At 39.7% G+C, this 14,295-nt stretch carries 8 protein-coding genes; 4 read left to right on the top strand and 4 right to left on the bottom strand.

The window, feature by feature from the left end; translation table 11 throughout:
• Positions 1 to 139: 139 nt before the first annotated feature.
• Positions 140 to 1,957: a penicillin-binding protein 2 gene (mrdA, locus tag H6G08_RS23100; RefSeq protein WP_190547145.1), complete on the bottom strand. Its 1,818-nt coding sequence runs from the start codon at positions 1,955 to 1,957 to the stop codon at positions 140 to 142.
• Positions 1,958 to 2,072: 115 nt separating this feature from the next.
• Positions 2,073 to 2,300, bottom strand: a complete 228-nt coding sequence (locus H6G08_RS23095) for a hypothetical protein (protein WP_190547179.1) — start codon at positions 2,298 to 2,300, stop codon at positions 2,073 to 2,075.
• Positions 2,301 to 2,433: 133 nt separating this feature from the next.
• On the opposite strand from H6G08_RS23095, the gene H6G08_RS23090 reads away from it, so the two are divergent.
• From H6G08_RS23090 to H6G08_RS23075, 4 genes are all read left to right on the top strand, one after another.
• On the top strand, positions 2,434 to 3,561 hold the full coding sequence (locus H6G08_RS23090) for an ABC transporter ATP-binding protein (RefSeq protein WP_190547143.1): 1,128 nt from the start codon (positions 2,434 to 2,436) through the stop codon (positions 3,559 to 3,561).
• A 57-nt stretch (positions 3,562 to 3,618) separates the two neighbouring features.
• Complete coding sequence (locus tag H6G08_RS23085; protein ID WP_096643739.1) at positions 3,619 to 3,993, top strand: four helix bundle protein; 375 nt, start codon at positions 3,619 to 3,621, stop codon at positions 3,991 to 3,993.
• Between the two features lie 181 nt (positions 3,994 to 4,174).
• Positions 4,175 to 5,257, top strand: coding sequence for a polyamine ABC transporter substrate-binding protein (locus H6G08_RS23080; RefSeq protein ID WP_190547142.1), 1,083 nt, complete (start codon positions 4,175 to 4,177; stop codon positions 5,255 to 5,257).
• Between the two features lie 30 nt (positions 5,258 to 5,287).
• Positions 5,288 to 6,205 (top strand): ABC transporter permease, encoded by a 918-nt coding sequence (locus H6G08_RS23075; protein ID WP_190547140.1) that lies wholly within the window; start codon positions 5,288 to 5,290, stop codon positions 6,203 to 6,205.
• Between the two features lie 203 nt (positions 6,206 to 6,408).
• Here H6G08_RS23075 and H6G08_RS23070 read toward each other — a convergent pair whose 3' ends face one another.
• Both H6G08_RS23070 and H6G08_RS23065 read right to left on the bottom strand, forming a co-directional pair.
• The gene (locus H6G08_RS23070) at positions 6,409 to 10,011 is read right to left on the bottom strand and encodes a hybrid sensor histidine kinase/response regulator (protein WP_190547138.1); all 3,603 of its coding nucleotides are present in this window, start codon (positions 10,009 to 10,011) and stop codon (positions 6,409 to 6,411) included.
• A gap of 321 nt (positions 10,012 to 10,332) precedes the next feature.
• Positions 10,333 to 14,235 (bottom strand): GAF domain-containing protein, encoded by a 3,903-nt coding sequence (locus H6G08_RS23065; protein WP_190547137.1) that lies wholly within the window; start codon positions 14,233 to 14,235, stop codon positions 10,333 to 10,335.
• Positions 14,236 to 14,295: the final 60 nt, after the last annotated feature.

Below are 14,295 nucleotides of genomic sequence, written 5' to 3'. Positions count from 1 at the left end.
CTAATCTGGTCATTTGTCATTTGTCATTTGTCATTGGGCATTGGGCATTGGGCAAAAGTTAAATAGAATTCTTAATTCTTAATTTTGAATTTTGAATTTTGAATTTTGAATTGATTTTGTCCCCCTGCCCCCTGCCCCCTTACTTCTTCGCTTCTGGCTTTTGATACTTACCGGGGTATTTCCGGTGAAAATACTCTTCCATAATTTCCTTAATCATCGGCGCAGCGACACTACCGCCACCGCCTCCAGAATGTTCGGCGAAGGCTACTATTAATACCTCTGGTTTATCGGCTGGCGCGTAAGCACCAAACCAAGCGTGATTTTGCTTGACACCGCGTTTCCAGGCTTCCGCTGTACCGCTTTTACCTGCTACTGGGGGAATTGTGGGTGTATTTAAAGCTTTACCTGTACCTTCAGATATAACTTTTCGCAGTCCTTCCTGCAGTACCTTAATGGTTGACGGTTTCATATTTAACGATGAACGCCAGCTTTTTGCATCTTCATTATCTTTAAGTAAATGGGGCTGGACGCGATCGCCACCATTAGCAGGTACAGCAAACATAATTGCTACTTGTAGCGGCGTGGTTTGTAAAGCACCTTGACCAATGGACATATTAATACTGTCGCCTACAGTCCAGGGCATTTTCCATACTTTCTGCTTCCATGTCTCATCGGGAACTAAACCTTTCGCTTCTTCAGAAACAAACTCAAAGCCGGTTTTTTCCCCAAATCCATACTTGCGCGTCCACTCAATCAAAGTCGGGCCGCCAACTCCCCTACCAATTTGATAAAAGAATGTATCGCTACTCCACTGTAATGCACCAACAAAGCCTAAAGGCCCGAATCCGGCGTGGTTCCATTCACCAAAAGTAGTACCACCAACCGTTAAGGAACCGTAGGTTTGCAGCACGGTACTAGGAGAAAATTTACCCGATTCTAAACCAGCAGTTGTAGTAACAATTTTAAAGGTACTAGCAGGAGGAAAGACACTTAAGGCACGATTCACCAAAGGATGTTCTTCGCCTTGAACAGTGTCCCAGTCTTTTTGCGAGAGTTTCTGCTTAGAGAAAATATTGGGATCGAAGGTAGGATGAGATACCAGTGCCAAAACCGCACCATTTTTGGGATTGAGGGCAACTATCGCGCCATTGCGGGTACCTAAGGCTTTTTCTGCTGTTTTTTGCATTTCCAAATCAATGGTTAAGTGCAAATCGTTACCAGCTTTAGCTTGTTTCTCCCCCAAAACCCTGAGCGGTCTACCAGCACCATCCACCTCTACTTGTTGACCGCCCCATTCACCTCTAAGTTGCTTCTCATAGGCTTTTTCTACCCCCATCTGACCAATCACATCTCCCAAGCGATAGCCTTCTTGGCGCTTCTTTTTTAACTGCTCGGCAGTCAGTTCGCGAGTATAGCCAAGTACATGAGCCATTGGTCTGCCGTGAGGATAATAACGCACAGCGTCGAGATGAATTTCTACATCTGTGAGTTCGCTCTGATACTCTTTTAAGGCAGTAATTTCCGCTTCATTGACATCCCGTGCAATCCTAATCAACGATGAAGAGTTTCTCCCGGCTGTTACTAGCTGTTTTTCAATTTCCGACTGAGGAATATCGAGAATTTGGGAGAGACGCGCCCCGACAACAGGCCAGGAAGGCTTGGTATGAGCCATCGGCCACAAATATACCGATCGCGGATAGCGAGTACTAGCTAAAAGTTTACCATTACGGTCAAAAATATTACCCCTTTCTGGCTGTTTGGGGATCATTCTAATACGGTTAGATTCAGCGCGTTTACGATGATTTGCACCTTCAACTATTTGTAAGTATGCCAACCGCGCACCTATGGCACTTGTCATTAACAGCGTAAATATAATCAGGAATGTTGGCTGAAAACTTTTGCCAACAGTACGGGTATTTTTTGGTCTTCCCAGAGGAGTAGGTTCTATTAGGGCCATAGCATGAGTAATGACTGCAAAATTAATATAATTTATACAATTTTGTTGATTCTTTAACCAGCGATCTATTGCGATCGCTCAAAGATGAGTATCAACAACAATGATGGTTGATTAGTCAATTATCTGTTGACTGTTGACGGTTGACTGTTGACTGTTGACGGTTGACTGTTGACTGTTGACTGTTGACGGTTGACTGCGCCGTGCTGAGACCTACAAGAAGTGTGGGTATTAAACCCTTGAATGTACGATAAAGCCATAAAAAAATACGATAACCAAGATTGAGAAATTTAGTATTAATTGATATACACAATCCTCTAGCACGGTACTCAGTATGAATCGGCAAATAATTCCGAGAACATCTTCCCAATCAATAGTTTTTGACGGATACAATGAACCAAAGTGCCAGAGGTCAGCTGGTTAATAGACTACCTGAATGTGGCACGATCGCGTAGGCTCACGGCATTCTACTGAGGATTATGGCTCAAACTGTGACGCAGGATCGGGGGGAAATGATGGCTTTGCAGCCGCTAGATGTTGAGCTGCGTAACGTGTTCAAGTTTTTTAACCAAGAACCGGCTGTTAATGGCGTAGACTTGGACGTTAGGCAAGGAGAATTTTTTAGTATCTTAGGCCCTTCCGGTTGTGGCAAGACCACATTATTACGTTTAATTGCTGGATTTGAAGAAGCGGACGCAGGTAGGGTATTGATTCAAGGTCAGTTTATGACTAATGTCCCGCCTTACCGCCGACCTGTCAATACTGTATTTCAAAGCTATGCATTATTCAATCACTTAAATGTGTGGGATAACATCGCTTTTGGACTGCGCTTGAAAAAATTGCGCAAACCAGAAATCGAGCGCCGAGTTAAAGAGGCTTTAAAACTGGTGAAAATGGAAAGTTTGCGATCGCGCTTTCCTAATCAACTTTCTGGAGGACAACAGCAGAGAGTAGCTTTAGCGAGAGCTTTAGTCAACCGTCCCTCAGTGCTGTTACTCGATGAACCCCTGGGAGCATTAGATTTAAAGCTACGTAAAGAAATGCAAGTGGAGTTAATCAATCTCCATAAAGAATTGCAATTAACCTTTATTATGGTCACCCACGACCAAGAAGAAGCCTTATCATTGAGCGATCGCATCGCTGTGATCAATCAAGGGAAAATAGAGCAAATTGGGACTCCCAGCCAAATCTACGAATTTCCTCGGACATCTTTTGTCGCTGATTTTATTGGCGATACTAATTTATTTAGCGGTGAAATTATTGGCGTAGAAGCTTCTACAATTCAAATCGAGACTAAAACAGGACTGACAATTGTTGTTAGTCGTCGCGAAGAAACGCCTACAGAAATCACCCAGCCAGTAGTTGTCAGCGTCCGTCCCGAAAAAATTCAACTTTCACTTTATCCACCTAATTTCCCCCATAACTGCTTTGAGGGGCGATTAATTAACATTATGTATTTAGGTACCCATGTTAATTACGTCGTGGAATTGCTCAACGGCATTAGTATTAATGTCTTACAACCTAACACCTTTGGTAGCTTACCTGACCCCAATACACCAATTTATGCTTGGTGGGCGGAAAATGATTGTTTGGCGATTTGTCAATAGTCAATAGTCAATAGTCCAGGGTCAATAGTCAATAGTCCAGGGTCAATGGTTGATAGGATGTCTAGTAAATATTTTCAAGAATTACGGGTTTATCAATTAGCAGAAAAACTAGCAGATACTATTTGGAAAATAGTTGCTCAATGGAATTTATTTGCCAAGAATACGATTGGTAACCAGATTGTGCGCGCAGCAGATAGTATTGGCGCAAATATAGCAGAAGGTGTAGGTAGAGGAAGTTATCAAGACAATAGAAGATTTGTCAAAATGGCCAGAGGTTCGTTAAACGAAACCCAACATTGGCTCAGACGAGCTTATACTCGTAATCTGTTAACAATTGAACAGGTAAATACACTCAAATTAATGATTAACGAATTAGCACCACAATTAAATGCATATCTTAAATCTATCGGGCAAGTTTCAGAAAATAATTAATCAGAGTTTAAAGTCAATAGTCCAGAGTCAATAGTCCAAAGTCAATAGTCCAAAGTCAATAGTCCAAAATCCAGAGGCAATAATTAAAGTTTACATTACCACCATTGACCATTGACCATTGACCATTGACCATTGACCATTGACCATTGACCATTGACCATTGACCATTGACCATTGACAAATGACAAACAGACGCAAATTTATCCAACAAATCACAGCACTTTCTAGCTTATCTTTAGCTGGATGTGGTTGGCGACTAGCAGATGTTCGCGCTAGTGCTAAAACCTCAGGACAACGCGACCAACTTTATATATATACCTGGACGCAATATACTGATAATCAATTACTCAAAGCTTTTAGTACCCAAACCGGAATGAAAATTCTAGCAGATGTCTATGAATCTAATGATGTCATGCTAGCTAAATTACAAGCTGGAGGTGGTGGTAATTACAGCATTATCTATCCATCTGACTATATGGTACAAAAGATGGTAGAAAAAGATTTATTAACAGAAATAGATCGCGATCGCCTCATCGGCTTAGAAAATTTATCTCCCCGGTTTCAAAATCCTACTTATGACCAGAAAAACCGCTATAGTATTCCTTTTAATTGGGGTACAACAGGTTTAGTTTATAATTCTGAAGTCCTAGAAGCACCAGAAGATTGGGATTATCTTTGGCAAAATCAAGACAAACTTAAAAAACGCATGACTTTGCTCAATGATGTGCGTGAAGTCATGGGTGCAGTTTTGCGGATGCTGGGTTACTCCTACAATTCGCAAAATGAAAATGAAGTGAAACAAGCTTACGAAAAATTGAAAGCACTTAAACCCAATATCACCGCATTTGATACCGAAGCTTGGCAAAATCAAATCCTCGCAGGAGATTTATTATTAGCTATGTGTTACTCGGCTGATGCTATCCGAGTTACCAAAGAAAATCCGAAATTAAAGTATGTAATTCCTCGGAGTGGTTCTTCATTATGGACTGATACAATCGTAATTCCCAAAACAGCTATTAACCCAGATGGAGCCTATGCTTGGATAAACTTTATTTTACAGCCAGAAGTAGCAGCCCAAATTAGCCAACGTCTAAATATTGCTACGCCTAATCTGGCTGGGTTTGAGCAATTACCTATCAGCTTACAGCAAAATACGAGTTTATTTCCACCAGAGTCAATTCTAGAGAAATGCGAAAGAATTAAGCCTGTAGGAAAATTTGATGAAATTTACGATCGCTATTGGACGCAATTAACTAGTAGTTAAAATTTTTGAGTTTTAATTATTAAAAATATTATGCATAATCATACTTCCGAAAATCAATTAAACTCAGTCAATAATATTCATAAAATTGGCAAGCATAAGTATCTAAATCTCTCTTGGCTGCAACCTTTAATATTACTTGTACCATCAGGCATTTGGTTAGTACTCTTGCTGGTACTACCCACATTAATCATTTTTCAATTAAGCTTAGTACCCAATATTCGCCCTGGAGATTTAGTAAATCCTAGTGGCATAGAAAACTATATACGGATATTTGATACACTTTATTTACACGTAATTTTGCGTTCCCTTGGTTTATCAATTACGACAACAATTATTTGTTTAATTCTCAGTTTTCCTGTTGCTTACTGGATTGCACAAATTGTTCCTAAACGCTGGCGTAATTTATTATTATTAGTCTTTATTTTACCCTTATGGACTTCTTCTTTACTACGTTCCTATGCTTGGATTAGCATTCTCCGTCCAACTGGTTTATTAAATACTTTATTAAAAACTTTACATTTGCAACCTTTAGAATTACTCAACCATACTCCGGCTGTATTAATTGCTATGACTTATAGCTTATTGCCTTACATGGTATTAATTTTATATGCTTCTCTAGAAAAGTTAGATATACGTTTACTAGAAGCAGCAGCCGATTTAGGCGCAAATCCTACACAAGCTTTTTGGCGAGTTACAATACCACAAACTCTACCAGGATTAACTGCAGGTTCAATGCTTGTTTTTATTACCGCTTTAGGCGATTTTGTCAACCCAGAATTACTAGGTGGTGCTTCTAGCATGACAGCAGCGAGATTAGTCTATAACCAGTTTCTTGGTGCTACTCAAAATTGGGGTTTTGGTTCCGCTTTGAGTATGGTATTAATTACGCTAGTGAGTATTGCGATCGCACTTGTAATTAAGTTTGGTGAAGGCGCACCTCAACGTTAATTTAAAGCAGATTGCCAGTTGGTGAGGTAGAAACGATCGTTGATTGTAGGGGCACTGGCACTGCCATGCCCCCAAGCGCGTACTCATTTACGTAAAATAGGGCGGGTATTGATTACCCACCCTACAGTTCATCATTAAAGAGGGAACAGTTTTCCCTGTTCCCTGTTCCCTATTCCCTATTCCCTTTCTCGATGATTTATAGATTAATGAATCATCACCAAATTAGTAGATTCCTGACTTTCTTCTTGAACCAAATCCCCAATTGTCGTGACTAATTTATCTTCTAAATATGGCTTAGTTAAATAAGCTGTTGCGCCTAAAGATTCAGCCAGTTGGCGATGTTTGTCCGCACTCCGAGAAGTCAGGATTACTACAGGCTTATCTGCCAAATTTGAGCTTTTACGTACATGAGATAACAGTTCAAAACCGTTCATCCTGGGCATTTCTAAGTCAGAAACTACTACTTTAATTTCTGGATAAGCCTGCAATTTTTCTAGGGCTTCTACACCATTTTGTGCTTGTAATACTTGATAGCCATGCTTCTGTAATGTTAGCGACAAAGTTTGACGCAAACTCAGAGCATCATCTACAACTAACAGCACTTTAGATGAATTTTGATTTGCGGATGAAGAGTGACTTTGCTGGCTGGAAGTTTTATTTGTAGAATTAGCCGGAGCCAGTAGTGGTGTAGAGTTAGATATTACGCCTGAAGCATTTAAAGCTGGTTGATTTGTGGCATAATCTGCTGATATTACAGATGTTTCAAGTGTGGCTTGCATCTCCTCATAATATAGCAACAGCATAGGATCGATAACTAAGATGAGATTACCACTAGCTAAATTACTACAACCATAAATATATCTTGGAGGAGCGATCGCACTTCCTAAAGGCCTAATTACTAATTCTTGTTCGCCAATAATTTGATCGACTTCTAAACCAAAAATTTCTTGATTGCGCCGTAGTAATAACACAGGATTTTTCATAATTCCTGTTTCATGGGCAGAGAGTTGATTATTATAACTAATGCAATTGAAAGATGAACCGTTATAATCCATTAACTCAGAAATATGGCGAAGGCTGACTATCCGTTCATCTTCATCAATTTGATAGTATAATACTTTCTTGCCCTTAAATTGTTTAATTTGCTGTTCTGAGGGCACTAATATTTTTTCCAAATTATCCAATAACAAGGCGTAAACAAAACCACCTGCTTGGACTAGCATTAATTTGTCAGTAGTCATAGAAAAAGGAATCTTGAGTATAAATGTTGTACCTTGATTAGGCAAGGATTTTACAGATAAAGAACCATTGAGCGCTTGGATTTGCGAACGGACAATATCTAAGCCCATACCGCGTCCAGAAATTTCACTGACTTTATCGGTAGTGGTAAATCCTGGGGAAAACATTAACTCTAAAAGTTTCGCTTCTGTGGCTTGATAATTATTACCTCTAACTGATTCTTCTGCTGAAATCAGATTTTGTTCAATGGCTTTTTTGCGAATTTTTTCTAAATTCAAACCTTGTCCATCATCGCGCACTTCAATAATAGTTTGGCTACCTTGGTTATAAGCACGAATTTCAATTACAGCTTGTTCTGGCTTCCCTAGCGATTGACGAACTTGCGGCGTTTCAATTCCATGATCGAAAGCATTCCGGACTAAATGTAGCAGAGGTTCATAGACTTTTTCGGCGATCGCTTTATCTACCAGTACATCAGTACCGAAAAGTTGCAATTCCACAAGTTTGGCATGAACGCTCGCCATTTTTTTCAGCATCGGCGGAAAACGATTGAGGATGTTTCCTAAAGGAGTCATCCTAGCTGCGACTAAATTATCAATAATATTCAGGGTTAATCGCTGTTTTTTATCACTTAGCTGAATCGCTTGTGTTAAGGATAAATCTAGGGATTCAATGATTTCTTGGATTTGCAAACTTTCAGCTACAGCTTCATGTAACTTTGTTTGAAATTCTGTATATCCATCCATTTCTAAAGAGTCAAATTTTACAGATGCAAAATTTTGGTTCTGCTGTAAAGCATGACTCTGGGTTTGCAGGGGTAAATCATTTAACTGATTTAAAATCGTTTGTTGTTTATTGAGTCTGTCGTTTAATTGCTCAATGATGCCTTTAAGTTGTTCATCATATAACATGCGCTGTTTTTGCTTAATCAGTAGTTCACCTGCTAGGTAGTTCAGACGGTGTAATCCTTCTGTTTCTACACGCACAAATGAAGCAGTCCGAGCATTTTTTCCCGAAGAAGATGATAACTGTTCTGTAATTTGCTCGTTGTTTTGAATAGCTGATTCAGCAATTGCGATATTAGGTGTACTAGCAATATCTGTTAACGTCGGCTCGCTAATAGTTAATGATTCTGTATTTTCTGCGATCGCTTGAGGTTCTGCAATCTGATGGATATGATCATCGTTAGTTTCTCCTCCCCAAATTGACTCTAATAGATAATTAGCATCATCTAAAACATGTTCTTGGAAAACTAATAATTGTTGTAATTGAGGATGCTCTGTCCAATTTTTTTCTGCTTCTGTAATTGGCGGAAAGTTTTTATATTCTTGAGCTAGTTCTTTAATTTTTTGTTGCAGTACTTGAACGACAAAGACATCTTGATTAGTCGGCTCATTTGTATAATAAAATTTGACAACAGCTACAATGATTGTCAAAATGACGCCTTGGCGATATAAACGCAAGCTTGGGCTATCTGCTGCTACTTGGACAAATTCTAAAAATTCCTTAAACCAAGTTTCAATATAACTAACAGTATCTTCACCGTTAGCTGCTACCATGAGCGCCAAATTGAGGTTTTCTTTGTTAATTTGACGATGGTGATTAAACCAGCCAAGAATAAACCGAACTATCTTGAGATAAAACTCCGCTTTAGCCGGATTAAGTACCTGTGGTTGGCTATCACTAGATGTAGTTAAAAATTTATATAATGCCTGAAGTTCATTGTCTAAAACCAGAGGAATCTCAGAATCTTTTGGTTCTGGGGATAATTCATCTGTAACTATTTGTGTGAAACGCAGCAATTCTGGTGAAGGTTCGCCGCCAGAAGTGCGATCGCCTGCGAATACAGAAGCTTGAGCTTGTTGCAAATTACTCAGAGCAACTTCCGCAATTTCATGTACTTGATTAGGTTGAGCTTGAATGGCTGCAAGAATTGTGTGCGCGATCGCTCCAAAGCCAGGTAAATTTAAAGACTCACTTAAACCAATAAAGACTTCCGCTTCGGAAGTTAATAACTCAGCCAATTGAGTTGGCTCTATTATATTCTTCAGTCCATCAGCAATACTTTCTATTCTTTGCTGTACTCCAACTTCAAAAATAGATTGGACAATATCAAAACCCAATTCTTCCGAAGTTGGGATATAAGCTTCACCACCAAAAGCATCACCCAGTTTTTCTTGCACCTGAGCAAAAACCGCAGCCGCTCTTTGCAGGATCTCTTCACCATTCACCGTACTACCTGTTAGTTCTGCGGTGAGTGCTAACCGCAAGCATTCATAAGCTTGTAGTATCAGTGATTGTAGGCGATCGTCAACAACAACACTAGGGTTATGTAAAGCATTAAATACATCTTCTAAAGAATGAGCAATAGAGCTAATTATCTCTAGCCCAACATTAGCGGCTCCACCTTTAATTGTATGGGTAGAGCGCATTAAATTATGCACTTTAGCTGTACTAAAATCCTCTGACAAACTAAACAATTCTTCTTCAATAGTTTGCAGTAATTCTGGAGCTTCAGCTAAAAAATAGATGTAACCCTGTTCGCGAATATCATTATCTGAAGTCATATTTTTTAGTTATTAGTCATTAGTCATTTGTCATTGGTCATTGGTCATTTGTTAGTAGGGGCGGGTTTATTTAGATTGTTATTTATTGGTGAGGATATCTGTTAACCCGCCCATACAGGTTTAATTGGTCAGTAGGGGCGGGTTTATTGAGATCGTTATTTATCCGTGAGGATATTTGTGAACCCGCCCCTACAGGTTGAATTGATTATTATTCATGTTTTAAAGGGAATAGGGAATCAGGAATTATGAGAAGTAATACTGAGTATTATCATCCTCATTCCCTCATCCCTTTATTAGCAACTATTACTAGTTATCTGGGTATTAATTCACTTTGAACTTACTCGCCGTTGCTAATAGTTCTTTTGCCATTGCTGATAGCTTTTGGAACACAACAGCAATTTCATTAGATTCATCGACAGTTTGGTGAGAAATTTGCGCCACATCTTTCATGCTCGTAGTTACCTTCACAGACTGATCCATTTGTTTTTGGGTAGCTGCGGTAATGCGCTCAATTAACTGACTAATTTCTGCAGTGGCGCTGACAATGGCGTTCAAATTTTGTCGCGCATCATTGACTAGATTTGTCCCTTCCACTACCTGTTGGATACCTATGTCCATAGCTACTGCTACTTCTCCAGTATCTGCTTGAATTTCTTGGACTAATTTTTCAATTTCGATAGTTGCGGCGGCTGACTGGCGAGATAAAGATCTCACTTCATCTGCTACCACAGCAAAACCTTTACCATATTCACCAGCACGAGTGGCTTCAATCGCTGCGTTCAGCGCCAGGACGTTTGTTTGAGTGGCAAAATTACTAATTAAGTTCACCACTTTAGAGATTTTTTGCGAAGATTCACTCAGGCGTTTAATCTTCTTACTGGTTTGGGCTACAGTTTCACGGATTCCTTGGATAGCATGTACTGTTAAGTTCATGGCGCTATCCCCAGACTCAACGGTTTGGTTGGCTTGTTTAACTGCTAGTTGCACCAATTCAGCGTTAGATACCACAGCTTTAGTAGAGTCAACCATTTGTTGAATATCATTTAAAGCTATAGCCATTTCTTGGGTTTGTTTACTGGCTAAGTTGGTGAGTCCAGCTAATGAAGCTTCGCTAGTATCGGAAGTGTGAGCAACTTGTTGAGCGGCTGTTTGTACTTGGATGACGATTTGTCGCAACGCTTGCAGAGTATTATTGTAAGCATCCGCGATTGTACCGAGTTCATCTTCTGTAATCGGTGCCCTTACTGTCAAGTTACCATTAAGTGCGGGTCTGAGGGCTGTTAGCAGTTGAATAGAACGCTGTTGTAATAATTCTTTAGCGGCTTTTTCTCTGGCGGCGACTTCGGCTAATTGTGTTGACTGGGTTTGGGCTTGTTGCAAATAATCAGTTTGTTTGAGTGCTAACCCTAACTGATCGGTAATACGCTTTAACAAGCTAATTTCCGAGTCTTCCCATACACGAGGCCCGGAGTTTTGATAAACTGCCAGCAATCCCCAAAGTTTGTCGCCAAAGAATATTGGTAATGTGGCGTAAGCGCGGACATTATATTTCTCTAGGGTTTCAATATGGCAGGGAGAATGTCCGGAGGTGTAAATATCACTAGTGTAAAAAATGTCACCTTTTTGATATTTACCAATGTAAGCACATTCTTGAACTCTGGTATCTTTCCAGACAGTTTTTTTATCGGGGCCTACTAAAGTCACCCAACCACGATCTACAGACTCAGCGATAAATTCGCCACTCCAATCGGGCTTGAAGCGATAGATTACCGTGCGATCGCATTTGAGTAATTGTCGTAGATCTAGAGTTGAGGTTTCAAAGATTTCCCTCATATCTAAAGATTGACGAATACGATCTACTATCCTTGAAAAAGCTTTTTCTTGCTCGGTTATCCGGGCTAGTGTTTCTGATTTAACTTTTACTTGGTCGAAGTATTCTATTTGTGATTTAGTTATACTTAATTGCAAGCCAACTTGGGTTAAAAAGTTAATTTCCCAGCTGTGCCATTCCCGAGGCGCTGACTGTTGATAAGCTGCTAATAAACCCCAGAGTTTGTCTCTAAAGAAGATGGGAACGATGATGAAGGCTTTAATGTCTAGCTCTTCATACATCTCCACGTGACAAGCACTAAACCCAGCTTTGGATACATCATTAACTACTGAGTGTTCGCCTTTCTGATATCTACCACCCTGGGTTTCTTGCAAACAGGTATCGTACCAAGTTAATTTCATTTCTGGGGTGACAAACTTAGTCAAACCAAAAACTACAGATTCAGCAATAAACTCACCACCCCAGTGCGAATTGAATTCATAGACAACCACGCGATCGCATTGTAGAGCTTGACGCACTTCTTGAGTTGTGATTCTCAAGATATTTTCTGCATCTAAGGATTGGTAAATGCGGTTGGCTATTTTAGTTACGGTTTTTTCCTTTTCAACTATTTGCGTGAGTTGCTGATTTTGTACTTGCGCTTGGACTAGAGAATCGGCTTTAGAAATAGCATAGCCAATTTGCCAGCCAAGTTCTCGCAAAAAATTTCCTTCCCAAGGCTGCCATTCCCGAACTGCTGAATGTTGATATGCTGCTAATAAGCCCCAGAGTTTTTCTCTAACAAAGATGGGAACGATGATGAAGCCTTTAATTTCTAACTGGTGATACATTTCCAGATGACAAGGAGCAAACAGACTCTGGGAAATATCGTTCTGGACTAAAATGCTCACTTGCTCGACATCATTAATGATCGAGTTTTCGCCTGCAGCATATCTCCCGCCTTTGGTTTCTTGCAAATAGGTATCGTGCCAAGCTAATTTCATTTCTGGACTAACAAACCTATTTAAACCAGAAATTACAGATTCAGCAATAAATTCACCGCCCCAGTCAGCATTAAATTGATAAATAGCGACGCGATCGCATTGTAGAGCTTGGCGAACTTCTTGAGTAGTGATTCTAAACAGGCTGTCGGTATCTTCTTTAGCTGAGAAATTACGAATGCGGGTAGCTATTTTCGATACAGTTTTTTCTTGTTCTAGTATTTGCGCTAGTTGCTTATTTTTGATTGCTGCCTGCTGCAAATTATCTGCATGGGAGATAGCAACACCAAATTGTGCGCCAATATCTTTGAGAAAGTTAATTTCCCAAGGTTGCCACTCACGGGTTCCTGAATGTTGATAAGCTGCTAGTAAACCCCATAATTTTTGCCCGGATAATACAGGCACGACAATATAAGCTTTGATGCCAAACTGGTCTAAAATATCAACGTGGCATTGAGAATGACCTGCCCGATTGACATCATTAATAGCTAAAGTTTCACCTTTGGCATAACGTCCTCCTTGGGTGTCTTGTAGATGTGTATCTTCCCAGACAGTTTTGACATTAGCGTCTACTAATTTTCCCCAAGTATTACCCACTGATTCGGCAATAAATTCTCCACTCCAATCAGGAAGGAAGCGGTATAAAGAGACGCGATCGCAGCGAATAAATTGCCTAACTTCCTGAGTTGTAATTTGAAATACTTTATCAATAGATGAAAGGTGAAGAATTCTATCGATAACTTTGGTAATTGTTTTCTGGGCTATGAGTTCTTGTTGGTTTTGTGTTTGGGAAACAACGTTCTGTATTCTGTAGGCTATTTCTGTAGTAATTTGAGATATTAAAGTAATTTCTAATTCTTGCCACTGTCTAGGAGCAGCACAATTATTGACTACCAACAAGCCCCAAATTTGTTCTTCAACGATAATCGGTAAACTTAAACTAGCTTTAACTTGAAACTTGTCTAGTAATTGTTGTTGATAAGGTGTGACTTTTATTTCCGTAATATCGTTAATAACTAAGGGTTCTAAATAATCTTGGCTGCTATAGGCACCAAAGGTGAGAATTGGCAGATTTTCTTCAATAGTAGGTGTCCAGCCTAGAGCAATAGATTCTGCTAAAACAGTACCACTATCAGCATTTTTAAATTGATAAATTAAGACGCGATCGCTAGAAACTTTTTCTCTAATTTGTACCACAGCTAATTTCAGCAGTGCTTCCATATCTGGGGCTTGACGTAGCGCTGTATTAATACTTTGCAACTGCTGTCGCCAGTTTCTAAATTCTTCTTCTATAGCATTTAATGTAGATAATCCATCTGTGACAATATTGGCTACATTAGCACTGCCATTTTCATTTTCTATATTGCCAATTACTTGCGTGGCTTTCGGAGACTTATTATAGGAAATGGTCATTTTACACCCCTGATAAATTGTTTGGTTAAAGGAAAAGTTGAGGTTGATATCTTAGAAAGA

Source organism: Calothrix anomala FACHB-343 (assembly GCF_014696435.1).
Taxonomy (GTDB): domain Bacteria; phylum Cyanobacteriota; class Cyanobacteriia; order Cyanobacteriales; family Nostocaceae; genus Aulosira; species Aulosira anomala_A.
This window is presented reverse-complemented; position numbering and strand designations above follow the sequence as displayed.

Bases quoted from the DNA above. Each gene is read 5' to 3' on its own strand.
- H6G08_RS23070 (WP_190547138.1), bottom strand. From the start codon at position 10,011: ATGACTTCAGATAATGATATTCGCGAACAGGGTTACATCTATTTTTTA.
- H6G08_RS23080 (WP_190547142.1), top strand. From the start codon at position 4,175: ATGACAAACAGACGCAAATTTATCCAACAAATCACAGCACTTTCTAGC.
- H6G08_RS23090 (WP_190547143.1), top strand. From the start codon at position 2,434: ATGGCTCAAACTGTGACGCAGGATCGGGGGGAAATGATGGCTTTGCAG.
- H6G08_RS23075 (WP_190547140.1), top strand. From the start codon at position 5,288: ATGCATAATCATACTTCCGAAAATCAATTAAACTCAGTCAATAATATT.
- H6G08_RS23065 (WP_190547137.1), bottom strand. From the start codon at position 14,235: ATGACCATTTCCTATAATAAGTCTCCGAAAGCCACGCAAGTAATTGGC.
- H6G08_RS23085 (WP_096643739.1), top strand. From the start codon at position 3,619: ATGTCTAGTAAATATTTTCAAGAATTACGGGTTTATCAATTAGCAGAA.
- mrdA (WP_190547145.1), bottom strand. From the start codon at position 1,957: ATGGCCCTAATAGAACCTACTCCTCTGGGAAGACCAAAAAATACCCGT.